Below are 24,375 nucleotides of genomic sequence, written 5' to 3' on the forward strand. Positions count from 1 at the left end.
GGCCCCCTTTAGTAGATTTCGAAGAGGCCAGCCGCCCCCATGCCGCCGCCGATGCACATCGTCACCACGCCGAGTTTCGCGCCGCGGCGGTGGCCTTCGCGCAGAATGTGGCCGGTCATCCGCGCCCCGGTCATGCCGAAGGGGTGGCCGATAGCGATCGAGCCGCCATTCACGTTGCATTTATCGGGGTCGATGCCGAGTTTATCGCGGCAGTAGAGCGCTTGGCTCGCGAAGGCTTCGTTCAGCTCCCACAGGTCGATGTCATCGACGGTCAGCCCGTGACGTTCCAGCAGACGCGGCACGGCAAAGACCGGGCCGATGCCCATTTCATCGGGCTCGCAACCCGCGACGGCGAAGCCTTTGAACGCGCCCATGGCTTGCAGGCCCTGTTGCTCGGCCTCTTTGCTGTCCATCAGCACGAGGGCTGCAGCGCCATCCGACAGTTGGCTGGCGTTGCCCGCGGTGATGAAGGCCCCCTCGCCGCGCACGGGCGTCAGGCCCGCAAGCCCTTCGAGCGTGGTGCCGGGCCGGTTGCATTCGTCGCGGTCCACTGTGACCTCGCGGGTGGAGATCTCCTTGGTCTCCTTGTCCTGCACGCCCATGGTGGTCTGCATCGGGACGATTTCGTCATCAAAGAGACCGGCCTCTTGCGCGGCGGCAATCAACTGCTGGCTGCGCAGGCCATAGGCGTCCTGATCCTCGCGGCTGATATTGTAGCGCTTCGCGACGATGTCGGCGGTGTCGATCATCGCCATATAGACCTCGGGCTTATGCTCCTTGAGCCAGGCCTCTTTCACCGATTTCACATCCGGCTGGATCAGCGAAATGCTCTCGACCCCGCCTGCAACCATCGGGCCTGCGCCCTCTTGGCAGATTGCGTTGGCGGCCATGGCGACGGTCTGCAGACCGGAAGAACAGAAGCGGTTCACGGTCACGCCCGAGGCGGTCACCGGCAGGCCCGCGCGCAGGGCGATCTGCCGCGCGATGTTCGAGCCGGTGGCCCCTTCGGGGTAGCCGCAGCCGATCATCACGTCTTCGATCGCCGAGGGATCGACGCCCGAGCGTTTAACCGCTTCGGCGACGACATGGCCACCCATGGTGGCACCGTGGGTCATGTTGAACGACCCGCGAAAGGATTTGGCCAGCCCGGTACGGACGGCGGAGACGATGACAGCCTGTTTCATTTGGCAGCTTCCTTGTTCAGATCATCAAAAGTGCGGTTGGTTTTGGCCAGATCGACCAGCAGCGGCGCTGGTTTCCAGAACCACGGGTCTTTCTCGGCAAACCCTTCGATGGCGGCGAGGACATTGGGCAGGCCCTGAATATCGGCCCATTTCATTGGGCCACCCCAATAGCGCGGGAAGCCGTAGCCAAAGAGCAGCGTCATATCGATGTCGAGCGGGCGTTTCGCGATGCCCTCTTCCAGCACTTTGGCCGCCTCATTGACCATGGCGCACATGTAGCGGCGCACGATCTCTGCATCGGTGAACTCGCGCGGGGCGATGCCGCGCTCCTTCTGCTCTTCCTCGATCAGGCGGGTGATTTCCGGGTTCGGCGTGCCGCCGCGTTTGCCCTTTTCGTAGATGTAGTAGCCTTGGCCGGTCTTCTGGCCGAAGTGGCCTTGTTCGCAGAGCCGGTCGATATAGGTCGGCACCCGCTCCTCGGGGTGGCGCGTGGCGGCCTTGCGCTTGCGTGTGGCCCAGCCGATGTCGAGCCCGGCCAGATCGGCCACCGCGAAGGGGCCCATGGCAAAGCCGAATTTCTCAAGTGCCGCGTCGATCTTGTAGGGGCTGGCACCGTCGAGCACCATGTGGTCCGCCGCAGTGCGGTAGGTGGCGAGGATCCGGTTGCCGATGAAGCCATCGCAGACGCCCGCGCGCACGCTGATCTTGCCGAGCGCCTTGCCCAAGGCAAAGCCAGTGGCGACCACATCTTTCGCGGTCTTGTCGGCGACGACGACCTCAAGCAGTTTCATCACATGCGCGGGCGAGAAGAAGTGCAGCCCGATTACATCCGCGGGGCGCGAGGTGCTGGCGGCGATCTCGTTCACGTCCAGATAGGAGGTGTTGGAGGCCAGCACGCAGCCCGGCTTGCAGACCGCGTCGAGTTTGCCGAAGACCTGCTTTTTGACGTCCATGTCTTCAAACACCGCTTCGACCACCAGATCGACGTCGGAAAGGCTGGCGTAGTCGGTGGAGACGGTAAGCGCCTCACCCGTCAGCGTGTCGAACTTAGTTTGGTCGATTTTGCCGCGTTTCAGCGCGCCTTGGAGGTTGCCGGAGATACGCTCATGCGCCGCCTTGGCGGCCTCGTCCTTCATCTCGATCAGCACGACCAAGAAGCCCGACAGCAGTGCTGCCGTGGCGATGCCCGCGCCCATGGTGCCGCCACCGATGACGCCGATGGCTTTCAACTCGCGCGGCTCGACACCCTTGAGTTCCGGCAGGTTGCTGACCGCCCGTTCCGAGAAAAACGCATGGATCATGCCCTGCCGCTGGTCGGTGTTCATCAGTTCCGAGAAGATGCGGCGCTCGGCCTTCATGCCTTCTTCGAAGGGTTTTTCGACACCCGCCTGCACGGCGCGCACGGCCTCGGCAGGGGAAATCTGGCCACGACCCTTTTTCAGCGTCGCCTCATAGGCGGCGTCCCAATCGATCGGCGCAGGCGCGGGCATCTCGCAGATCGGGCGACGCTCGGCACCGCTGTCGAGCAATTCGCGGACGTAGGCGAGACCGACCTCCTGCGGATCACCCTCTTCCACCCGGTCGACGATGCCCATCTCAAGCGCCTGCGGTGCCTTGATGTGGCGGCCCGTGGTGATCGCATCCAGCGCGGGTTCAACGCCAATGAGGCGCGGCAGGCGTTGTGTCCCGCCTGCGCCGGGGATCAGGCCAAGGTGAACCTCAGGCAGACCGACCCGCGCCGAGGGCTGGGCGATGCGGTAATGCGCCGAGAGGGCAACTTCGAGACCACCACCAAGGCTGACGCCATGCATGGAGGCCACGACCAGAAGCGGCGACGCTTCGATGCGGCTGCACAGGTTCGGCAGATGCGGCTCCATCGGCGGCTTGCCGAATTCGGTGATGTCGGCGCCCGCGATAAAGGCGCGGCCTTCGCCCACGATCATCACGGCGCGCACGCCGTCTTCGGCCTCGGCGCGGTCCATGCCGTCGGAGAGCCCCTGCCGCACGGCTTGGCTCAGCGCGTTGACGGGCGGGTTTTCGATGCGCAGCACGACGATGTCGTCATGGCGGGAATAGGCAATCTTGTCAGTCATATCAGTAACTCCTTGATCTATCCGCGCCGGGACAGGGCCGGTGCCCGTCCGGTGCGTTGTTCGATGCCGCTGACCACGTCGCGCAGCGCTGGCCCCACTTGTGACAGAATGCGGCTGTCGGGCAAGTCACCCGGCAAAGCGCCGCAGGTAAAGGCCACAGGCTCGCCGAATTCCCCTGCGTAATAAGGCACGCTCACGGCGTTGATGCTACGGGCATAGCGGGTTTCAGGCGGGGCGAGGACAAAGCCCTGCGCCAGCAATTGCTCATACCCCTCACGGCGGAAATTGCGCAGCCGGTCATCCGGCTCCAGCCCGTCAAAACGGTTCTCGTCCAGACTGGCCAGCGTGGCGAGGCCAGAGGACGAACCATAGACCGGGATACGGTGACCCGGCTCTAGCCAGATGGTCGAAGCGGTATGCGGACGCCATGTGCGCACCAGCATCATCCGGTCGCCGTCGCGCACGGCGATCAGCGCCAGCGTGCGTGTTTCATCCGCCAGTTGCTGCATCGCATCTGACGCCATATCGACAAAGCTGACCGCGACAGAGGCGACCGAGCCAAGCGCAATCGCCGCAGGCCCAAGCCGGAACTTATCGTTGCGCCCGCCATGCGCCAGATAGCCCAGTTCGCACAGCGTATAGGTCAGCCGCGAAACCGTCGGTTTCGGCAGGCCCGTCCGCTCGGCGATCTGCGCGTGGCTCAGCCCGCTGTCGCTGGCGCGGAACGCGCGCAAAATGCCAAGACCCCGCGCCAGCGTATTGGCGAACTTACGGTCCGTGACGGTATCCGACGCCGCCTTGTTCATCTTGCCGCCATCGGGATCAAAAGCGAGATCATCGGGAAGGACATGATGAGGATCAGCACGATGAAATCGACGCTGAGGAACCGGGTGATGCCCGCAAAGATCTTATCGATCGGTGCTTCGCGGCCCACCACATTGGCGATGACAAAGACGTTCAAGCCGACGGGCGGTGTAATCAAGCCGATCTCCAGCAGTTTGATGACCACGACGCCGAACCAAATGAGGTTGAGGTCATAGCTTTCCACCAGTGGGATCATCAGCGGCAGGGTCAGCACCATGATGCCAATGGGATCAAGGAACATGCCCAAGAGCAGATAGATCAGCGCGATGCAGAGCATCAGCACAACCAGCGACATCTGCGCGTCTGAGACGAAGCCCACGATGGTGCCCGCGACGCCCGTCAGCGCGACGAAGGCCACAAAGATCTTGGCACTGGCGGCGATGAGGAAGATCGCGGAGGTCTGCACGCAGGTCTCCTTGACCGCGGCCCAGAGGCCAGCCCAATCCAGCTTGCGCTGCACGAAACCGATCAACGTGGCGGAGACGACGCAGACGGCGGCGGCCTCGGTCGCGGTGAAGATGCCGCCGTAGATGCCGCCGATGATCAGCACGAAAAGCAGGATCGCGGGCCAGCTATCAAGGGCCGCCTGCCAACGCTCACGCGCGGTGTAGCGTTGGTCGGTCGAGGGTGCTACCGCCGGATCGCGCCAGACCCAGACGGCGATGACCAGCACAAAGCCCGCCAGCGTCAGCAGCCCCGGCAGAACACCCGCGAGGAACAGCGACGAGATCGAAGTCTCGGTGAAAATGCCGTAGATGATGAACAGAACCGACGGGGGAATGAGCGAGCCCAATGTGCCCCCCGCCGCGACCGAAGCTGTCGCCAGACGCGGGTCATAGCCCATGCGCAGCATCTCGGGCGTGCAGATCTTACCCATGGTCGAGGCGCAGGCGATGGATGAGCCGGTGATCGCGGAAAAGCCCCCGCAGCCCATGACGGAGGCCATGGCCACCCCACCCGGCAGGCGGGTCAGCCAAACCTTGGCCGCATGGTAGATTTTCGTCGTAATATCCGCGCGATACGCGATATGTCCAAGCGCCACAAAGAGCGGGATCATCGACAGGTCGTAAGAGTGAATGAGGTCGAAGGAGTTTGAGAACACCATCGAGGTGGTCGCCTTGATCGCACGTTCGGGCATGAAAGTGCCGGTGCGGAAGGCGAAGATAAAGAAGGTAGCGACGGTTGCCACTGCCGCCAGCGTGAAGGCAATCGGCACGCGCAGGGCGAGCAGGATCAGAACCGCCGCGAAGGCGATCATACCGATGGTTGAGGCATCCATTACAGCACGTCCTTCTCGGCCAGAAGGTCGGCCGCATGTTGTTGTTCGTCAGAGACCACGCCGCCCGCCAGCACGGTGCGCCCATCGCGCCACGTAAGTTCGGCCAGCCGCAGGAAGGTCGCGATCATCCCGATCAGGAACAAAAGCCGCCCGGGCCATTTCGGCAGATTGAGGTCGCCGTAGAAAAAGCTGCCTTTCTCGACCACGGCAAAGAACTCGCGCCCGCCGGAATAGATCAGCGGCGCCAGCGCCAGCATCCCGATGGCAGAGCCTGCAACGATCAACACCGAACGCGCGCGGTCGGGAAATCGGTCGGTCACAAAAGCGACCGAGACATGCGCGCGCGCAGCGGTGGCGGCGGCGAGGGGCAGCAGGATGGCGGCGACCATGAGCTCTCGCACCATGGTCACGCTATCGGGCACCTGACTGGCAAAGAGCGCGCGGGCGATCACGTTGGAGGTGATCAACACCCCCAAGGCGATCACCGCCAAAGCGCCCAATCCCAACAGGATTTTCTCCAGATTTACCAACATATGCTGCCCCTCCCCAGTATCAGCGATCAGTTGCTTTTGGCTTCCCAAGGATAGCCTTCGGCATCGCGCTGCTCGGTGTATTTGGCGATAAGGCCCTTATACTCTTCCAGCAGGTCGTCGCCCGGCAGACCGGCGGAACCGGCAGTCTCTGCCCATTCGTCGAGGAACTTCTTGCCCGCTTCGACGAGTTGCGCGCGATCCTCTTCGGGCAGGGTGATGACTTCGACGCCCTGTTCCTTCATCGAGGCGATGGCCTTGTCGTTGGCATCGGTGATCAGACGGCCAAACTCATCCGCCATGTCGGACCCGACGGAGGCCAGCGTTTCCTGCTGCTCAGGCGTCAGGCTGTCGTGCATGTCCTTGTTCATGAAGATGCCCAGACCGCCGACCTGACCCCAGTCGAGGATCGTGTAGCTGTCCATCACCTCGGCCTGCTTCAGCGCCGCCACGGCATAGCTGTAGCCCTGCGAACAGTCGATCAGCCCGGTGTCGAGACCTTGGTAGGCGTCATAGATCGACATGTTGACCATGTTCGCGCCCTGCTCACCAAAGACCTTGCCGTAGGCGCCCACGCCGCGGACCTTCTTGCCCGAGATATCCGCCACGGATTTGATCGCGCCGCCCTTGCAGCCGATGTTTACCTGGCTGGTGGTCCAAGTGCCGATATAAACGAGGTTCTTGTCGGCAAGATCGTCTTGGATCGCTTGGCTGGAGCGCATCAGCTCATCCGTGGCGCGCATGCCGACCCAAGCGTCGGGGTTGTTCACCGGCAGGTCGGCGATGCCGTAGCCGGCCATCTCTTGCGGGTAGTAGACTGCGATGACCGAACCGGTGTCGGCCACGCCATCGGCGATGGATTGCACAGCGGCGTTGGCTTTGAACAGCGCCCCGCCCCACTGGATGTCGAATCGCATGTCGCCGTCCGAACGCTCGGCGACCTGATCGGCGAACCACTGCAAAGCGTCGGCGCGTGCACCGCGGTTGGGCCCAGCTTCACCGTGAATCAATACAGTTTCAGCGCTTACCGCGCCACCAGCCAGCGCCAGAGCTGCGGCGCAGCTCAGGTGTTTAAAGATTGTCATGTAGGCTCCTCCCAGAGACTTGTTTCGCAATGCAAAACATAGTTTCGCATTTGTCGCAGGTCACGCTAGTCCGCGGACCGAAAGCGATCAAGCGAAACTTCAGCCATCTGAAGAGGGAGCAGTTAGGCTCTTGAATTTGTTAAGCGAAAAATGAGCGCGGGCGGCGGTGTGAGAGACAAACGCCCCGCTTTGCACCCCGGAATCGGCTGATCTGATGGATCGGCCCTGTCCGAGAAAACGGTCACGCCGCTGGGGCGTGACCGAAAGGGTTCGAGATTAATACCAGTCGCCGAATTTGACTTCGACATCGGTGCCGACCCGTTTGGCGAACTCTTCGGGGTCTTGCGTGCCGCCGTCTTTTCCCCGGAAGTGATAGGGGTAGACGTAAGTCGGTTTGAACTCAGCGACGGCAGAGGCAGCGGCGTTTGAATCCATAGTGAACGGCAGGTTCATGCACACGAATGCCAGCGAGATATCGGTCAGCCCGCGCATCTCGGGCGTGTCTTCGGTGTCGCCCGAAATATAGACGCGGAAGCCGTCGAAACCGAGGATATAGCCGTTGTCGCGCCCCTCGGGGTGAAACTTCTTGCGCTCTTCGGTGATGTTATAGGCCGGGATCGCGTCGATCGGCAGGCCGTTAAACTCGGTGCTTTCGCCATTGGCGATCTTGCTGGCCTTCGCGGCAAGCGCCTCGGGCAGCATGTCAAAGACGGCGGGGTTGGTGATGATCTGCACCTCATCCCCGGCCAGCGCGGCCAGCGTATCGGCATTGTAGTGGTCGCCATGCTCATGGGTGATGAGGATCAGATCGGCGGCGGGGAAGTCGCTGTATTGCGCGGGCTCGCCCACTGGATCGACATAGATCACGCCCGCGGGCGTCTCCAACACGATAGAGGCGTGGTCGACGGGATGCACCGTGATCGGCCCTGCGCTGGTGTCGAATGTGTCACCGCTATGCGCGGCGGCACGGGCGGCGAAGGGCAGCAGGGTTACGATGCCAGCGGCGGCGGCGGAGGTGGCAAGGAAATGGCGGCGGGTCTGGGACATTTCAGGCTCCTGTTGGTTACTGGAACGGGACATAGCTGCCCCGCCCCGCATTTCAACGCAGCGCCCTTCTAGCGGCAAGCCTATGCCGGGCGCAGACCCAGAATCTCACGCGCTTGTGCAGGCGTGGCGACAGGGCGGTCGTATTTCGCACATAAATCAGCCGCCCGCTGGATCAGCGCCGCGTTGGAGGGCGCCAGCCTGTCGCGGTCCAGCCGCACGTTATCCTCCAGCCCCGCGCGGGTGTGGCCGCCCGCGGCGATGGCCCATTCGTTCAACACAATCTGGTTCGGCCCGATCCCGGCGGCACACCACTGCGCATCGGGGGCAAGGCGGTTGAGCGTCTGGATGTAGAAATCAAAGGTCTCACGGTCCACCGGCATGGCGTTCTTCACGCCCATGACGAATTGCACATAAAGCTGGCCGGGGATGCGCCCATCGCGGTTCATTTCGGCGGCTTTGTGGATGTGGCTCAGGTCAAAAGCCTCGATCTCGGGTTTGACCGCGTGGGTTTTCATTTCCGAGGCCAGCCAATCGACCAGTTCCGGCGGGTTTTCATAAACCCGCGTCGGGAAATTGTTGGACCCGACCGAGAGCGAGGCCATGTCGGGCCGGAGCGAGAGCATCCCGCCCCGCTCCCGCCCCGCGCCCGAGCGCCCGCCGGTGGAGAACTGGATGATCATGCCGGGGCAATGCTTTTGCACGCCCTCCATCAGCCGCGCGAACTTCTCGGGGTCGGAGGACGGGGTCTCGTCATCGTTGCGCACATGGGCGTGGCAAATGGAGGCCCCGGCTTCGAAGGCTGCGTGGGTCGACTCGACCTGCTCGGCGATCGAGATCGGCACGGCGGGGTTCGCGGCTTTGGTGGGGACGGAGCCGGTGATGGCGACGCAGAGGATGCAGGGGGTGGTGGTCATGGGTGGCGGTCCTGTGGCGGGGGTGTTTGGGCAAGGAAGGTCGCATATGGTGGGGGCGGTGTACATTGGTTAGCGGAAAGGTTGAGAGGTCAGCGACTGCCACCGCGCCCGAACCGAGGGGCGGGGTAAAGCGAAGCGTCCGCCCCGGTGGGAGCGGTTCGGCAAATTATAAAGGACCTAAAGGCTTCAACTCATAGATGGCTTTTCGAAGTAAAATTCGAGGAACAATAACTGACAGTGTCCCCTTAACCAAGCGATCTAAATCAGAACCGTCACGATAGTCTGCAGCACAAAAATAGTCTACTCGTCGCGCTTTCAGCAACTTTTCGCACCTTTCAATTTCGCCCTTTTCTGAATCTGGTTTATGAACTGCAATTGCGTGACCTCCGTTCGCCATTACAACGGTCATGCTTGGAACGTCCGTGTCACCATCACCGAAATAGATCATATTATCCCAGGGAACGCGGCGCTCCTCCATCGGCATGTGAGAATTAATAAACTCGTTGACGTCGAGTACACCTTTATTGATGCGGAACAGATACTGCGTCTTCGAAGTGTCAGACACAACGCGCCCCGGCCAATCAGGGTGGCCGTAGGGGTCATACAAGAACTCGCACGCATAAATCTCTTTAAAATAGGCCGCAAGTTCACACCCTTCGATCATTTCTTTCAAACCAGAAGAAACAATGTAGTGCTCCAGCACAATATCAGAACCTTGAGAGATAGAAGATACGTATTGGCCGATCCGGTCAAACCAATCTCTAACTCCTTCGAAAAATTCTATTCCTCTGCCATGCTCTTGAAACTTTGAACGGTTAAGTTGCACTTCTTTCGCGTCTGCCAATCGCAGCATTTCGCGCATGTACACCAATAGCTCTTCCGCAGATTTCTCTTTGCGCTTCGCCTTTACCCCTCCCCAGAAATCAGTTGGACTTACTCCTAAGCTTGGCAATACCCCGTAGTGCTGCATAGCCTCGGGACTGAGAGTACCATCGAAATCGTACACCATTGCCACTACGTTCTGCTTGAAATCTACCATAATCTAAAGTTCCCCTAAAAACCGCATAAGCAACGTAAGCGCTGCGCCGAGAACTTCAATGTACGCGAGAGTTTGTAGTTAGACGTGCGAGGTTAACGTATCTACGACGGCAGCATAAGGCGGCCATACCGCCGTTCCTGTCGGCTATCCATCACCCGAACACAACCGAGCGGGAACGCGCATTGCTCTGCAATACGCTGCCTCCCGCGCGCTCTAAAAATGGCCAGCTTTTAGCTGTCCATTTTTAAAGCGGAAATAAACGCCTCCTGCGGGATATCCACCTTCCCGAACTGGCGCATCTTCTTCTTACCGGCCTTCTGCTTCTCCAGCAGCTTCTTCTTCCGCGTCGCATCCCCACCGTAACACTTCGCCGTCACGTCCTTGCGCATCGCGGAGAGCGTCTCGCGGGCAATCACCTTGCCGCCGATGGCCGCTTGGATCGGGATCTTGAACATGTGACGCGGGATCAGGTCTTTGAGCTTTTCCACCATCGCTCGGCCACGCATTTCGGCGCGGTCGCGGTGCACCATGGTCGAAAGCGCGTCGACAGGCTCGTCATTCACAAGGATCTGCATCTTCACCAGATTGTCCTGCCGGTAGCCGATCATCTGGTAGTCGAAGCTGGCATAGCCCTTGGTGACCGATTTCAGCCGGTCATAGAAATCAAACACCACCTCGTTCAGCGGCAGGTCATAGACGACCATCGCCCGCGAACCGGCATAGGTCAGGTCTTCTTGAATGCCGCGGCGGTCTTGGCAGAGTTTCAGCACGTCGCCGAGGTATTCATCGGGCACGAGGATCGTCGCCTTGATCCGCGGCTCTTGCATGTGGTCCACCAACGTCATGTCGGGCATGTCGGCGGGGTTGTGCAGCTCCTGCATCTCACCGTCCTTCATGTGGACGTGATAGATCACCGAAGGGGCGGTGGTGATCAGGTCGATGTCATACTCACGCTCAAGCCGGTCGCGGATCACTTCGAGGTGCAGCAGGCCAAGGAAACCGCAGCGGAAGCCAAAGCCAAGCGCGGCAGAGGTTTCCATCTCATAGGTGAAGGAGGCATCGTTCAGGGCGAGCTTTTCGATCGCATCGCGCATGTCTTCGAAGTCATTGGCATCGACCGGGAAGAGACCACAGAAAACCACCGGCACCGAGGGCTTAAAGCCCGGCAGCGGGGTTTCACACTTGCGCTTCTCATGGGTGATCGTGTCGCCGACGCGGGTGTCGCGGACCTGTTTGATCGAGGCGTTCAGATAACCGATCTCGCCGGGGCCGAGGCTTTCGACGCCGGTCATCTTGGGCCGGTAAACGCCCACATCGTCCACGTCATAGGTGCCGCCGGTCTTCATCATGCGAATGCGGTCGCCCTTTTTCAGGGTGCCGTCGATGATCCGGACGATACAGATGACGCCGAGGTATTGGTCATATTTGCTGTCCACCAGCATCGCTTTGAGCGGCGCATCGGGGTCGCCGCCCTTGGGTGCGGGCAGTTTATTGACGATCGCTTCTAGCACGTCGGGGATGCCGATGCCGGTTTTGGCTGAGATAAGGCAGGCCTCGGAGGCGTCGATGCCGATCACGTCCTCAATTTGTTCGCGCACGCGGTCGGGGTCAGAGGCGGGCAGGTCGACCTTGTTCAGGACCGGCACGATCTCGTGATCCGCATCGATGGCGGTATAAACATTGGCCAGCGTCTGCGCCTCGACGCCCTGGGTGGCGTCGACGACCAGCAGCGAACCTTCGACCGCATGCATGGAGCGCGCGACCTCATAGGCGAAGTCGACGTGTCCGGGCGTGTCGATCAGATTCAACACATAGGTCTTGCCGTCCTTGGCAGGGTATTCGATGCGGACGGTGTTGGCCTTGATGGTGATGCCCCGCTCCCGCTCGATATCCATGTTATCCAGAAGCTGGCTTTGCATGTCGCGTTCGGCGACCGTGCCGGTGAGTTGGATCAACCGGTCGGCCAGCGTGGATTTGCCGTGGTCGATATGCGCCACGATGGAGAAATTGCGGATGTTTTCAAGCGGTGTCATGCAAGGGGATATGGCGCAGTGCCGCGCCTGCGTCAATTGGCCTTGAGCGCGCCAGAGCCCGCTTCGCGCCCTTCACGGCGCTTTATCGCAGGCCAAGGCGCCTTGCCCCCCAAAGGAGAATTGCGCGAAGCCCCATTTTGCGGCATAGTGACGGGCAGAGCAGACCGGGCCGACAAGGGGAAAACCCCATGGTCCAAAACAATAGGGCAAATCAATGCGGACAGTTGCAAGTTTGATGGCGCTCGTCGTCTTGGCGGGTTGTGGCGGATCACGTTATTCCAGCGATGCCGCCGTAGGGCGTTTTTCCCCGACGCCGGTGCTTTTCGCCACGGGACCAATTCAAAAGGCTTGTCTGGCCGATGGGCGCCGCGGCTCCAGCCATGCGCGTTGTGGCTGCGTACAAGCGGTGGCGGATCAGACGTTGTCGCGCTCGGATCAGCGCCAGGGCGCCAAGATTTTCCGCGACCCCCACCGTTTGCAGGAAATGCGTCAGTCCGACAACAAAAGCGACAACGCCTTCTGGAGCACGTGGAAAGCCTATGGCCAGAGCGCCGCGGCGGCCTGCTCCAACACCTGATAGCTCAGCTTTCGCTGGGCGGCTGGCCAAAGCGATCAATCAGCCGTCCGACGATCTGATCGCGGGCGGCGCGAAACTGGGTGAGTTTGGCCTCGCGGCTCTCGCCCAGTCCCGTGGGATCAAGGATCGGCCAATATTCCACGTCGAGATGGTAAAACCGCGTCAGCTCCAGCGCCCGGCGCTGGCTGGCGGGGCTCAGCGCGATGATCAGATCGAATGACCCCAGATCGTCGCCCCATTCTTCCATCTCATCGAAACTGCGGCTGCGGTGCCGGTCCAACTGCACATCCAATTCACTGCACACGGCGATGGAAAAGCCGTCGATCTCCATGTCGTTCTTGACGCCCACGGACTGCACATAGGTGCCGGTGCCGTAGAATTTCTTCATCAAGCCTTCGGCCATGGGCGAACGGACGGCGTTGTGGTCGCAGCAGAAGAGAACGGATTGAGGCAGCAGCTGCTTCATTTATCCGCCGAAATGCAAAACGCAGATCAGGGTAAAGAGCCGCCGCGCGGTGTCGGTGTCGATCTCGGCCTTGCCCGACAGGCGCTCTTGCAGCACGCGGGAGCCTTCGTTGTGGATGCCGCGCCGGGCCATGTCGATCGTCTCGATCTGGCTGGGGGGCAGTTTCTTGACCGCCTCGAAATAGCTTTCGCAGATTTGGAAGTAATCCTTTACCACCTGCCGGAACGGGCCGAGGGAAAGGTGGAATTCCGCTGCCTTTTCAGCCGCTTCGGTCTCCACATCAAAGACCAGCCGCTTGTCGCGGATGGACAGGGACAGATGATAAGGCCCTTCGGGCACCGGGCCCTTCTCCCGTTCGGGCAGGACAAAGCTGTTCTCTTCCAGCAGGTCGAACATGGCCACCTTACGCTCCTGATCGATCTCAGGCGTGGGGGGCGGCATGTTCGCGTCATCAAGCGCGATATGGGTGATGCGGGTCATGGACGCATCCTTTTTGCTGGCGATACCATTTCGTGGATAGCGCAGCGGTGGGAAGGGGGCAATGCGCGAGAGCATGCCCGGTGGCGAATGTCGCGCCCGGGGGCACAGCGGGCAGCGCCCTGCCTCCTGCGCAGGCGGCTTCTGCCCCCCCTGCCCTAGTCGTTCAGCTTGCGCAGGCGCGCGGTGACCGACAGGCCATGCGCCTCAAGGCTCTCTGACTGGGCCAACCGCTCTGCCGCCGGGCCGATGGCTTTGAGGGCTTCGGGCGACATCTGGGCCAATGTGGTGCGCTTCATGAAATCCAACACCGACAGCCCCGAAGAGAAGCGCGCCGACCGCGCCGTGGGCAGAACGTGGTTCGGCCCGCCGACATAATCTCCAATCGCCTCGGGCGTCCATTGGCCAAGGAAAATCGCGCCCGCATGGGTGATCTTTTCCGACAGCGCCTTTGGGTCCGCCACGCAAAGCTCAAGGTGTTCCGGCGCGATCCGGTTGCTGAGCGCCGCCGCGGCGTCGAGGTCAGCCACGGTGATGATCGCACCATTGTCGCGCCAGCTTGCGCCCGCGATGGCGCGACGCTCAAGGGTGAGCAGGCGTTTCTCGACCGCCTCTTCCACCGCGCGGGCAAAGGCGGGGTCAGTGGTGATCAGAATGCTCTGCGCGCTCTCGTCGTGCTCGGCTTGACTGAGCAGATCGAGAGCAATGAAATCGGGATCATTGTCCCCATCAGCGATGACAAGGATCTCCGACGGGCCGGCGATCATGTCGATGCCGACTTTGCCGAAAACGCGCCGCTTGGCGGCGGCGACAAAGGCGTTGCCGGGGCCGGTGATCTTGTCCACCGGGGGGATCGTATCGGTGCCATAGGCCAGCGCCGCCACGGCCTGCGCGCCGCCGATGCGGTAAATCTCATCCACTCCGGCGATGCGGGCGGCCAGCAACACAAGCGGGTTCAACACGCCATCGGGCGTGGGCACGACCATGGCCAAACGCTCCACCCCCGCCACCTTGGCCGGGACCGCGTTCATCAGGACCGAGGAAGGATAGCTCGCCAGCCCGCCCGGCACATAAAGGCCAGCGGCGGAAACCGGCGTCCAGCGCCAACCCAACGTGGCGCCGTCGGGATCCGTCCACTCGGCGTCTTCGGGCAGCTGCCGTGCGTGATAGGCGCGGATGCGGTCGGCGGCCAGTTCCAGCGCCTTGCGGTCCTCGGGGGAGACTTCGGCGACGGCGGCATCAACCTCGGCAACACTGATGCGCAGGCTGTCGGGGGTGAGGGTCACGCGGTCGAACTTTTGCGACAGGTCGATCACCGCAGCATCGCCCCGCGCACGCACATCGGCGATGATCTCGGCCACCACGGCATCGACATCGGGGCTGTCTTCGCGCTTGGCGTTCAGCAGTTTGTCAAAGGCCGCTTCGAAATCGGGGGCGGAAGCATCAAGGGTGACGGGCATGGGGTCAGGCTTTCGAAAAGGGGGCCACCGCAGCGGGCTGGCCCAAAGGTATCAAGGCGCGGAAGGACGGCGCAGGCTGGGCTCGGCCCGCAGGCCCGATGTTTTGACAGCGGCACTGGGGGCGGAGCGCTGCGCCAGACGCATGGCGCGGGTGTCTTGGGCGTTGTCGAACACGGCGCGGGCGACATGGGCTGCCAGAATGGCAAACAGCCCGCCCGCAATCGCCGCGGCAGGGGCCAAAAGCCCCGGCAAGGTGACCGTGCCCAACAGATGCCGCACCGCCAGCGCCACACCAAGCAGCAAAAGCGCCCAGCCCGTCGCTTCGGTCATCAGCGCCGCCACGCGCCCCCGCGTAAATCTAGTCTGTTTTAGTTCCGGCATCTTGCGATCCTTGCCACCGTGACGGGATGTCACTCGGGGTGAACGGGCCTTTTCTTTGAAGGGGCCACATAGGGACGTGTCACATCCTTGAGCGTTACCTCCAGAGCCTCGACCTCTAACCGGATCGCGCCGTCTCCGGCCAAGGTCAGCGTGACATGGCCCGAAGGCGCGTCGGTTTCCTCGAACGTGATGTCGAGCAGGGAGAGGATGGTATCGGCATCGCCCTTGGGCACGCCTTGGCTTGCCACACGCTGCACGTTGTTGAACATCAGCACCGATTGCACCCGCTCGGGCGCATGACGTGCGGCCCCCGTATCCTCATGCCGCAGCCGGTTCAGCAGCAGCGCGAAACGCGCGCCCGTGCGGTGCCAGCGCATCTCAGAGGCGGGAAACACCGCATCTTGCGTGAGCGAGGCGATCACCGTGAGATCCTCGGCATCCAATGCGCCGAGGTTCAACGGCGCTTCGCGGCCATCTTCGAAACGTGCATCTTCGGTCATTTGCTGCTGATCCTTTCGATATCCGCACCCACGCCGCGCAGCTTGGACACCACATGCTCATAGCCGCGATCAAGGTGGTAGACCCGGCTTACCGTGGTCTCTCCGGTGGCGGCCAGCCCGGCGAGGATGAGTGAGATCGACGCTCGCAGATCGGTTGCCATAACCGGCGCGCCTTTGAGTTTCTTAACGCCAGTGACCTTAGCCGTGCCGCCGTGCACATCAATCCGCGCGCCCATGCGGATCAATTCCGGGGCGTGCATGAAGCGGTTCTCGAAAATCTTCTCTTCCAGTACAGAGGTCCCTTCCGCAGTGCAGAGCAACGCCATCATCTGAGCCTGAAGGTCGGTCGGGAAGCCGGGGAATGGCTCTGTCGTGACATCCACCGCCGAGATGCGGCCATTGCGCCGCGCCACCTTGAGGCCAGCCTGTGTCTCAGTCACCTCGATCCCTGCCGCGTCGAGCTTTTCGCAGAACGCCTGCAACAGGTCGATCCGCCCGCCCAGCAGTTCCACTTCGCCGCCGCAAAAGGCTGGCGCCAGCATATAGGTGCCAAGCTCAATACGGTCGGTCACAACTTTATGGGTCGCCCCATGCAGGCTATCGACGCCCTGAATGGTGATGCTCGGTGTGCCGTCACCTTCAATCTGCGCGCCCATGGCCCGCAGACAGTCCGCCAGATCGACGATCTCAGGCTCCCGCGCGGCGTTGTTGATGACGGTCGTGCCCTTGGCCAAAGTCGCGGCCATCAAGATATTCTCGGTCGCCCCGACAGAGGCAAAAGGGAAGTCGATCACGGCGCCCTTGAGCTTGCCGCCCTCAGCCTTGGCATAGAGATAGCCGTCACGCAGATCGATTTCCGCGCCCATCTTGGCCAGCCCATCGGTGTGAATATCCATCGGACGCGCGCCAATCGCGCAGCCGCCGGGCAGCGAGACTTCGGCATGGCCTTCCCGCGCCAGCAACGGACCCAGCACGAGGTTCGAGGCGCGCATCTTGCGCACGATGTCATATTCCGCACGGGTATTGATCGGCCCGTGGCTGGCCATCGTGATGACCTTGCCGTCTTGCATTGAGGTGACTTCCGCCCCCAGAGAACGCAGCAGTTCGGTCATGGTGCGGATGTCGCTCAGCCGCGGCGCGTTGGTCAACGTCAGTGGCTCTTCGCTCAGCAATGTTGCGGGCATCAGCGCCAGACAGGCGTTCTTGGCCCCCGCGATGGGGATTTGCCCGTTCAGCGCACCGCCGCCTTTGACCAGAATGGAATCCATCGTTCAGCTGTCCTTTTCCGACCCGTCGGGGCCATTGCCTGTATCCTGCGCCACATCCTCGGCCCGCGCACGGGCCTGCGCCTTGCGCCGGGCCATATTCGCCTTGAGCGCAGCCTTCAGCCGCGCCTCCCGCGCAGAGGGTGTTTTCGCGTTCTTTTCCGGGGCGTTTTGCTTTGCCATGCCGCCTATCTAGCGCAGGGTGCAAGAAGGGTCCAGATCAGGGGTTGCACCCCCTTTCGATTGCGGCTAATCACCCGCCCACGGCGCTGCTGTAGCTCAGAGGTAGAGCACTCCCTTGGTAAGGGAGAGGTCGAGAGTTCAATTCTCTCCAGCAGCACCATTTACCCATCATTCCGCTAAATACACCCCACCTCGCATGAGCGATGGTCCCTCGATCTACGCCCGCCGCGGCGCGGCAGTCTGAGTGCGAGAGTCCGGTTCTTCCCTGCATCATATGGGCTTGCCGTCCGCTTCTTGCCCGCCCGCGCCGATCAGCGGCACCGCGCCGATTCGACACCCCAACCCCGAATAAACGAGACCGGGGTGCCCAAGTCTCAGATCCCGTTACGAAGTCTCAAAGGCACCGCAGGCAATGCGCGAGCCCGCATCGCCGGAGGGCTGCGATTCGTAGTCGTCCGCACCGCTGTGAATAATGAAAGCCGCGCCGTCGTCATCTTTGATCATGGTCTCGATATCGAGCAGATCGAGAAAGACTTCGGCCTGAAGCACGCCATCTTCCCCCACTTCCATATTGGGCATGTCACCCGGATGCGGCCCACCTTCGACGAGCACACCATGCTTGTGGTCCCCCGCGATGTGGCCCCCAGCAGATTTGAAATCATCTGCGGAACAATCGCCGGTTTCATGCAAGTGCACGCCATGGCTGCCCGCGGGCACGCCAGTCACGTCGATCTTTACCAAGGTCCGGCCCGAGGCGGTCGTGTTCAGGGTAACATTGCCTGAGATATCATCCGAATTGCCCGCCACCTGAGCAGATGCTGCCGTTTGCATATGGCCTTCGGCCTGCGCCGCGACGGCGCCCGTTGTGGCCAAAGCGGCCCCGAGTAGGATATTGCGCAGATACATGGCTTCCTCCGTTGGGTTATATGTCGATGACGGCTCAACCCACCCGGCCCGCGTCGGGTTCCTCTTGATGCAGGGCAAGGCTTGCCCCTATAAGCGGCCGAGTGCTCCCTTAGCTCAGCTGGATAGAGCAGCCGACTTCTAATCGGCAGGTCGAGGGTTCGAATCCTTCAGGGAGCGCCAATTTCCGCCACGCCTACCCGCGCCCACTTACCCGCGCGCGAAATCGTCAATCGCTGCTGCGATCAGATGCGGAAAAGTGGGTTTGCCGAGCATGGCAATCGGTTCAAGCCCTCTCAGCCGTGTCTGGGTCGGTTCGTCCAGGTTGCCGCTCAAGAAGATACAGCGGATATTGTGTTCGCTCAGCAACCACTGCGCGAGGTCCTCGCCGGATTCTCCATTCGCCAGTCGAAGGTCCATGAACGCCAAGTCCGGACGAGACTGCGTCACCACCTCCCGGCAGGCCGCGAAATCCTTGACCGGGCCAAGAACGGAATGCTGAAGCTGTTCGAGCTGCATCTGAAGGTCCAAGGCAATCAGAAATTCATCTTCGACGATCAGAATATTCACCGGGCATTACCCGGCAGGCATGGGGATCTCAATCTCGACGCAATAACCATGCTCTGTTGCCCTCTTCTCCATCGTCGCCCCAAGCTGGCTAACAATGCCTGCCACGATCTTCGAACCGAGACCGACCCTCTCTAGACCTTTCGCGCTACCGATCCCATCGTCCGATACCGTCAAGGTCAAAAGGGTTCCCTCTTGATGCAAACGAACATCTACCCGGCCCTGTTCCCGCTCAACGAAGGCATGTTTATGCGCATTGGTCACAAGCTCATTGATCAGCAGCGCAAGGTTGATCGCCAGATCCGTCGGAAGAACGACCGCCTGCGCGTAGACAACATTCTCAATCCGCCTGCTGTCGGTCTCTGTGCTGGTTGAAAGAAAGTCGACGAGTTGCGGGATGTATTCACCGACATCCACATGGGTAACGTTCTGCGATTTATAGATAAGTTCATGAACCGAGCTTACGGCATGCACCCGCAAAGAGGCCTGCTGCAGACTGTGTTTGACGTGGTCGTCTTCCACCGATGCGGCTTCAAGGCGTAGGATGCTCGACACCAGATGCAGGCTGTTCTTGATCCGGTGATTTACATCCCCCAGCAGCGTTTCTTTCTGCTCAAGAAGCTTGTCCCTCTCGGTCAGCGTTTTCTGCAAGACCTCTTCGCGCTTTTTGGAATGGGTCAGATCGAGGGACGCACCGATGAACCGCGCGGGTTTGCCATGCTCAAAAAGCACTTCGCCACGTGTGTTCAGCCATCGAATATCCCCTCGGGGCAAGACGATCCGATAGTCGGCGTTTACCGTTGCATCACTGGCCGTGACCCCTTCCAAGCTCTTCTTCACATGCTCCAGATCATCGGGATGGATACGCTCAAAAAGCTTGGTGATCGGAAAGGTTCCCTCGGTATCTGGATAGCCGAAAAGATCGGCCAACTCATGCGATACATTCGCGGTGCCGGTCTGAAGGTCCAGTTCCCCATAGCCGACACCCGACACCTGTTTTGCCAGATTGAGCCGTATCGCTTGGTCGCGGCGACCAATGAATTCCGAGGTGACATCTTCGACATGGTGAATAAGCGCGATCAGCTGGCCGTCTTGGAAAACAGGCGCGTTGAACGGCTGCCAATACTTCTCTTCAAAGGCCCCGTCGACGCTGTCGCGAATGGGGATATTGTATTTCTGAACGGCCATCCGATGCGGCTTGCCAGTGGCGGCGACAATCTCAAGCGACTTGCGCAGATTGTTGGTGCCATCCGCCGTAGCGTCAGAAGGATCATCCGGAAATGCATCGAACAGCAGTTTCCCAATGAGATCATCGGCTTTTGACCCGGTGATGCAAAGATACCGGTCATTCACGTCGATGATCATAAGATCAGTATCTAAAACAAGATAGCCATGGGGGGACGCTGCAAAAATTGCAGATCTCGGCACGCGCGCATTCGCCGATTCACCACCGCCCATAGGCCCGCTCTCCCGGTACTTACCATCTTCACTATTGATCGTAGCCCTTTAATTTAGAACATAAAAGCAAAGAGATACTAATTTAAGTTAAGTTGTACCAAACTGCGTTGATGTGGGGGACCGCAAGCAGTTTCAGAAACATGTGGGCAACCCATGCGCGAGAAAAGTTGCGCCCGGCTTCCATTGACCCGGCGACCAAAGGGGGCTGCCAATAGCGCTTGAGACGTTCAACAAGGCTAGTTAAGCCGTAGCGCGCCCGGAGAGCCTTGGGCTTTCCGCCTATCAAGCAAGCGCAACCACCTCAAATCGCGCCTGCCCCGCCACAGCCCCCGTTACGCCGCGGCGAGCGCATTCTCCACTCTGATCTCCGAAGCGCAATCGGGCAGATCCACGGTGAACTTCGTCCCGACGCCGACAGCACTTTCCACTTGAATGTCTCCCTCATGCGCCGCGGCGAGCTTCTTGCTGATCGCAAGGCCAAGCCCCGTGCCGCCATCGGCGCTTTTGGCGGCCGATTCCGCTTGAATGAAGGCTTGGAAGATCCGCTGCAAATCCTCTTCCGGCATCCCGCAGCCGTTGTCTTCGACCTCAAGCCGGCAGGTATCGCCGACCCTCTTGGCCCGCATGCGAATGCTGGAGGCCGATGAGAACTTCAGCGCGTTGCCTAAAAGGTTGATCAGGATCTGTTTGCAGCGCCCACGGTCGGCGAAAACGTCGAAGTCATCACATTCGATCTCCAGCACCGCCTGCTTTTCCTTGGCCAGCCCCTGAAATTGCTCCTCCAACTCGGCCAGCAGTTCGCCAGCCTGAAAAGAGTTTTTGTTAAGCTTGATCGAGTTAAGCTCGATACTGGTATAGTCGAGGAGTTCATTGATGATGGTTAACAAATGGTCGCCCGCAGATTTGATACGGCCGCCATAACGCTCTGTCTGGTCCCCCAGTTCTTCAAAATGCACCTTCGAGATTTGCTCGTTCGGCTTCAGCTTGGCGATGGTATGGCCCTTGAGCCCCGTCAAAAAGCTGGCGTAGCCGTTGATGATCGTTAGCGGCGTGCGCAACTCGTGGCTCAGAACGCTCATGAACTCTGACTTGGCGCGGCTGGCATCGCGGGCCTCATCCCGGGCTTGGCGCAATTCGACGATGTTCTCCAACCGCGTGCGGTTTTCGATGAAATAGGTGAACAGCCCGCCCATCACGATCATCGCAGCCGTCCCTGCGATAACCAGCGCCAGCAGTCTGTACTCATCAGGGTTGCTATGGCCACCGATCAAGGTTGTCGGTGTCACATGAAAGGCAGCCATCCCGGTAAAGTGCAGACCGACGATCGCCAAGGCAAAGCTCGCTGTCATTTTCGACCGGGCGTATTTGTCGCCCTGCGCGCCAAAGAACAAAGCCACGGTCGACAGCACCATGGCGAGCAGAACCGAGGCGACAAGATAGGTCTTATCCCAGTGAATGATCCCCTCGATCCGATAGGCGACCATCCCGGTGTAATGCATGGCCGAGATCGACAGCCCCAAGATCACCCCCCCGATCACGGTCGTGACCCGTCTGCGAAACATCCCCGCAATGAGAATGCCGACCGTAGACCCGGTAATCGCGATCACCAACGAGGCGAAAGTAAGACCAAAGTCGAAGCTTACCGGCGCATCGGGCTGATAGGCCAACATGGCGATGAAATGCGTGCACCAAATGGCGATGCCAGAGGTCACGGCGGTCAGAAAATACCACAACAACGCCTGACGCGGTGTCTGCTTGAGCCCGTGTCGGTAAAGATTTGCAATCACCCAGCTGCCGAATGCGCACAAAAGCGCGGCAAGCAAGACCAACGTCATATCGTGGTCAGAGTGCATAGAATGAGCCACTGTAAGCATTTTTTAAACCTCAAGATAATGAGGCCAGTGTTGCGCGGGGAATGCGTCGAAACCGTGTTCGAGTGGGTTCTTTTTGGCGGTAATTTCATATAGTGAAACCGTGGTAGGTGCCGGAGAGCGGGGGAAGCGCTCCCGGGGGCTCATGTCCCGGTTTCTGCGGCCCGCCACTGCGCGCTTGCCCCACCGCGTAGCCCACTCTGAACGCCCCTTCGCCCCTGTTGAGGGATGCAATCGCATCGTCCGATTGGTGAAAGTGACGGTACCAATTGACGCCCTTCACATCCAAGGGTTGCGTCGCCCTGCCTTAATACGCCACTAGAGCGCCAAACTTGCGCCGCATTCCAATGCTGATCTGCGCACATTCAATTTGGTTCATAGGTAACTCTGCCATGCTAACGTGTTTTCAGGGGCTAATGCTTGACCCGGTCTATTGGGCCGTGCTTGCCGTCAGCGTGATCGCTGCGGCTGTCGCCCTATGGACGCTCAAGTTTCAAGAGTTCCATGGCAAGGTTTACTATGCGCTAACCTTTGCCGGGATGATCTGGACCCTGATGATGGTCGGAGCCGAAGCCGCAACGCCCGGCTACGCCTGCCAGATGCAACAGGCGCAACTGGCGTGGCTGGGTCATGCTCTGGTTCCGGTCGCGTGGTCGTTCTTCATCTTTGAGTATGTCGGCCCCTCGAACCATGCGCGTGGCCGGGCGAGCCTTTTGGCCCTGATCGCCGTGCCACTGGCGGCCTTTGTCCTCGCCGCGACGAACGGCTGGCACCACCTGATCTATACCGCCGAGACCGCGATCCAGCCCGGCAAGGATCAGATCACCTTTGAACATGGCGCGGTATATTTCCTTGTCCTTGCGGTGCTCTATTGCTTTGTGATGGCGACGCTCATCTGGCTGGGGCGCGCATTTTTGCGGGCGAAACGGGCCGCTTGGCCGCTGCTGACGATGCTGGTGGTGATCACCCTGATCCCACTGGGCGCGAACGCGGCCTATGCGCTGTTCGGCTTCACGGTCCTTGGCCTTGATCCGACGGCGTTCATGTTCACCTTGGGCATCTTCGCCTTTTCATGGCTGCTGGTGACCAACAAAACGATGGATATGCCCTCTGTCGGGCAATCGACCCTGTTTGACACGATGAGCGAACCACTCATCCTATTGGACGCGCGGCGGCACGTCATTCGCTCGAACGCCGCGGCTAAGCGCAGCGGGCTTTTGACGGATCCGACCTTGGGCAATGATCTGATCGCTGGGATAAAGGCGCAAACGGCGCAGACCGCCTCTGCCCATATCACCTGCGATGAACGCCTCTATGAGCCGCGCATTCACCCCATCGAAAACCCGCTCTCCCCCGCCGGCCCCGTCATCGGTTGGAGCGTCACCTTCGTCGATGTCACCCACCAGATCGCCACCACTACGGCCCTTGAACAAGCACTGAAAGAGGCCGATGAAGCCAACCGGGCCAAGGATGAATTCATCTCGGTCGTGAGCCATGAGCTGCGCACGCCGCTGACCTCACTGAAGGGCGGCTTGGCATTGGCGCTCAGCGGCAAACTGGGCGAGGTCAAGGGCCCGCTGCGTTCCTCGCTCGACATTGCCCATCGCAACGGGGTCCGCCTGTCCCGTCTGGTCGATAATATCCTGCTGGTGCAAAAGCTTGAGGTACAGGCGCTGGCACTTGAGTGGCTGCCCGTCGACCTGCCCGCTCTGCTGCGCGAAAGCATCGAGGAAAACCGAATGTACGCGCATGAGCGCGGCATCAGGCTGGATATCGGCAAGATCACGCAGCCTGCCGTGGTCTTGGGCGATGCCTTTGCGATCCGACAGGTAGTCGACAATCTGATCTCGAACGCGGTGAAATTCTCCCATGTTGGCGACACCGTGGAGGGCAGGCTGACGGCGCACCAAGGCCGGGTCAGGCTCTCTATCCGCGATCATGGGCGCGGCATCCCTGAGGGGATGGAGGAGCGGGTCTTTGGCCGCTTCGGACAGCTTGACGACGACGGTCAGAAATCGACCCAAGGCTCTGGCCTTGGCCTGCATATCTCCCGCCAACTGGCGCGGCAGATGGCGGGTGATCTGTTTTACGAAAGCGAGGCCGGTGTCGGATCGACCTTCCATGTCGAATTCGGCATCGGGGCCGAGGCAGAGCCCGCCCCGCAAGCGGCCCAAGGCGCGCTGCAAGGCACCGACTAAG

23 protein-coding genes and 2 tRNA genes are annotated in these 24,375 nt (G+C 60.7%); 4 read left to right on the plus strand and 21 right to left on the minus strand.

Features of this window, described 5'->3' with window-relative positions; all coding sequences use genetic code 11:
• Positions 1-8: 8 nt before the first annotated feature.
• From R1T45_RS20035 to lepA, 10 genes are all read right to left on the minus strand, one after another.
• Entirely contained in the window at positions 9-1,184 is a 1,176-nt protein-coding gene (locus R1T45_RS20035; protein ID WP_300055955.1) for an acetyl-CoA C-acyltransferase, read from the minus strand.
• A complete protein-coding gene (locus R1T45_RS20040) occupies positions 1,181-3,277 on the minus strand; it encodes a 3-hydroxyacyl-CoA dehydrogenase NAD-binding domain-containing protein (RefSeq protein ID WP_317390069.1) in 2,097 nt (698 codons plus the stop codon). The genes R1T45_RS20035 and R1T45_RS20040 overlap by 4 nt, the downstream gene beginning before the upstream one ends.
• A 17-nt stretch (positions 3,278-3,294) precedes the next feature.
• Complete coding sequence (locus R1T45_RS20045) at positions 3,295-4,083, minus strand: IclR family transcriptional regulator (RefSeq protein WP_120350228.1); 789 nt, start codon at positions 4,081-4,083, stop codon at positions 3,295-3,297.
• The gene (locus tag R1T45_RS20050; RefSeq protein ID WP_067940100.1) at positions 4,080-5,420 is read right to left on the minus strand and encodes a TRAP transporter large permease; all 1,341 of its coding nucleotides are present in this window, start codon (positions 5,418-5,420) and stop codon (positions 4,080-4,082) included. The genes R1T45_RS20045 and R1T45_RS20050 overlap by 4 nt, the downstream gene beginning before the upstream one ends.
• Entirely contained in the window at positions 5,420-5,953 is a 534-nt protein-coding gene (locus tag R1T45_RS20055; protein WP_067627369.1) for a TRAP transporter small permease, read from the minus strand. Before R1T45_RS20055 ends, R1T45_RS20050 begins: the two co-directional genes overlap by 1 nt.
• A gap of 26 nt (positions 5,954-5,979) precedes the next feature.
• On the minus strand, positions 5,980-7,035 hold the full coding sequence (locus R1T45_RS20060) for a C4-dicarboxylate TRAP transporter substrate-binding protein (protein WP_120350226.1): 1,056 nt from the start codon (positions 7,033-7,035) through the stop codon (positions 5,980-5,982).
• Positions 7,036-7,311: 276 nt separating this feature from the next.
• Positions 7,312-8,082 carry an MBL fold metallo-hydrolase gene (locus R1T45_RS20065; RefSeq protein ID WP_067627372.1) on the minus strand — a complete coding sequence of 257 codons (771 nt, stop codon included), beginning with the start codon at positions 8,080-8,082 and terminating at the stop codon, positions 7,312-7,314.
• Between the two features lie 80 nt (positions 8,083-8,162).
• Complete coding sequence (locus R1T45_RS20070) at positions 8,163-8,996, minus strand: 3-keto-5-aminohexanoate cleavage protein (protein ID WP_317390070.1); 834 nt, start codon at positions 8,994-8,996, stop codon at positions 8,163-8,165.
• 166 nt (positions 8,997-9,162) lie between these two features.
• Positions 9,163-10,035 carry an HAD family hydrolase gene (locus tag R1T45_RS20075; RefSeq protein WP_317390071.1) on the minus strand — a complete coding sequence of 291 codons (873 nt, stop codon included), beginning with the start codon at positions 10,033-10,035 and terminating at the stop codon, positions 9,163-9,165.
• Positions 10,036-10,265: 230 nt separating this feature from the next.
• Positions 10,266-12,068: a translation elongation factor 4 gene (lepA, locus tag R1T45_RS20080; protein ID WP_317390072.1), complete on the minus strand. Its 1,803-nt coding sequence runs from the start codon at positions 12,066-12,068 to the stop codon at positions 10,266-10,268.
• 214 nt (positions 12,069-12,282) lie between these two features.
• Between lepA and R1T45_RS20085 the strand changes: the two genes are divergently transcribed.
• On the plus strand, positions 12,283-12,645 hold the full coding sequence (locus R1T45_RS20085) for a hypothetical protein (protein WP_067623915.1): 363 nt from the start codon (positions 12,283-12,285) through the stop codon (positions 12,643-12,645).
• A 4-nt stretch (positions 12,646-12,649) separates the two neighbouring features.
• Here the strand turns inward: R1T45_RS20085 and R1T45_RS20090 are convergent, their stop codons facing one another.
• The 7 genes from R1T45_RS20090 to R1T45_RS20120 all read right to left on the minus strand — a co-directional run bounded on the left by R1T45_RS20090 (position 12,650) and on the right by R1T45_RS20120 (position 17,377).
• Positions 12,650-13,111: a low molecular weight phosphatase family protein gene (locus tag R1T45_RS20090; RefSeq protein ID WP_120350221.1), complete on the minus strand. Its 462-nt coding sequence runs from the start codon at positions 13,109-13,111 to the stop codon at positions 12,650-12,652.
• Positions 13,112-13,615 carry a UPF0262 family protein gene (locus R1T45_RS20095; RefSeq protein ID WP_260012785.1) on the minus strand — a complete coding sequence of 168 codons (504 nt, stop codon included), beginning with the start codon at positions 13,613-13,615 and terminating at the stop codon, positions 13,112-13,114.
• A 131-nt stretch (positions 13,616-13,746) separates the two neighbouring features.
• Positions 13,747-15,048, minus strand: coding sequence for a histidinol dehydrogenase (gene hisD / locus R1T45_RS20100; protein ID WP_120350220.1), 1,302 nt, complete (start codon positions 15,046-15,048; stop codon positions 13,747-13,749).
• A gap of 51 nt (positions 15,049-15,099) precedes the next feature.
• On the minus strand, positions 15,100-15,429 hold the full coding sequence (locus R1T45_RS20105; RefSeq protein WP_120350219.1) for a hypothetical protein: 330 nt from the start codon (positions 15,427-15,429) through the stop codon (positions 15,100-15,102).
• 29 nt (positions 15,430-15,458) lie between these two features.
• On the minus strand, positions 15,459-15,929 hold the full coding sequence (locus R1T45_RS20110) for a DUF2948 family protein (RefSeq protein ID WP_120350218.1): 471 nt from the start codon (positions 15,927-15,929) through the stop codon (positions 15,459-15,461).
• Positions 15,926-17,197 (minus strand): UDP-N-acetylglucosamine 1-carboxyvinyltransferase, encoded by a 1,272-nt coding sequence (murA, locus tag R1T45_RS20115; RefSeq protein WP_120350217.1) that lies wholly within the window; start codon positions 17,195-17,197, stop codon positions 15,926-15,928. The genes R1T45_RS20110 and murA overlap by 4 nt, the downstream gene beginning before the upstream one ends.
• A 3-nt stretch (positions 17,198-17,200) precedes the next feature.
• Positions 17,201-17,377: a hypothetical protein gene (locus tag R1T45_RS20120; protein WP_162931795.1), complete on the minus strand. Its 177-nt coding sequence runs from the start codon at positions 17,375-17,377 to the stop codon at positions 17,201-17,203.
• 85 nt (positions 17,378-17,462) lie between these two features.
• Here R1T45_RS20120 and R1T45_RS20125 point away from each other — a divergent pair.
• A tRNA-Thr gene (locus tag R1T45_RS20125) sits at positions 17,463-17,537 on the plus strand.
• A 224-nt stretch (positions 17,538-17,761) separates the two neighbouring features.
• On the opposite strand, the gene R1T45_RS20130 is transcribed toward R1T45_RS20125, so the two are convergent.
• The gene (locus R1T45_RS20130; RefSeq protein ID WP_317390073.1) at positions 17,762-18,283 is read right to left on the minus strand and encodes a superoxide dismutase family protein; all 522 of its coding nucleotides are present in this window, start codon (positions 18,281-18,283) and stop codon (positions 17,762-17,764) included.
• A 103-nt stretch (positions 18,284-18,386) separates the two neighbouring features.
• On the opposite strand from R1T45_RS20130, the gene R1T45_RS20135 reads away from it, so the two are divergent.
• Positions 18,387-18,463 (plus strand) — tRNA-Arg (locus tag R1T45_RS20135).
• Positions 18,464-18,490: 27 nt separating this feature from the next.
• Here R1T45_RS20135 and R1T45_RS20140 read toward each other — a convergent pair.
• From R1T45_RS20140 to R1T45_RS20150, 3 genes are all read right to left on the minus strand, one after another.
• On the minus strand, positions 18,491-18,850 hold the full coding sequence (locus R1T45_RS20140; RefSeq protein ID WP_120350215.1) for a response regulator: 360 nt from the start codon (positions 18,848-18,850) through the stop codon (positions 18,491-18,493).
• A gap of 6 nt (positions 18,851-18,856) precedes the next feature.
• Positions 18,857-20,305, minus strand: a complete 1,449-nt coding sequence (locus R1T45_RS20145) for a histidine kinase dimerization/phosphoacceptor domain -containing protein (protein ID WP_120350214.1) — start codon at positions 20,303-20,305, stop codon at positions 18,857-18,859.
• A 332-nt stretch (positions 20,306-20,637) separates the two neighbouring features.
• Positions 20,638-22,158 (minus strand): MHYT domain-containing protein, encoded by a 1,521-nt coding sequence (locus R1T45_RS20150; RefSeq protein ID WP_260011410.1) that lies wholly within the window; start codon positions 22,156-22,158, stop codon positions 20,638-20,640.
• 434 nt (positions 22,159-22,592) lie between these two features.
• Between R1T45_RS20150 and R1T45_RS20155 the strand changes: the two genes are divergently transcribed.
• Positions 22,593-24,374: a histidine kinase N-terminal 7TM domain-containing protein gene (locus R1T45_RS20155; protein WP_317390074.1), complete on the plus strand. Its 1,782-nt coding sequence runs from the start codon at positions 22,593-22,595 to the stop codon at positions 24,372-24,374.
• Position 24,375: the final 1 nt, after the last annotated feature.

The sequence above is a fragment of the Sulfitobacter sp. LC.270.F.C4 genome (assembly GCF_032922545.1).
GTDB classification, from domain to species: Bacteria; Pseudomonadota; Alphaproteobacteria; order Rhodobacterales; family Rhodobacteraceae; genus Sulfitobacter; species Sulfitobacter profundi.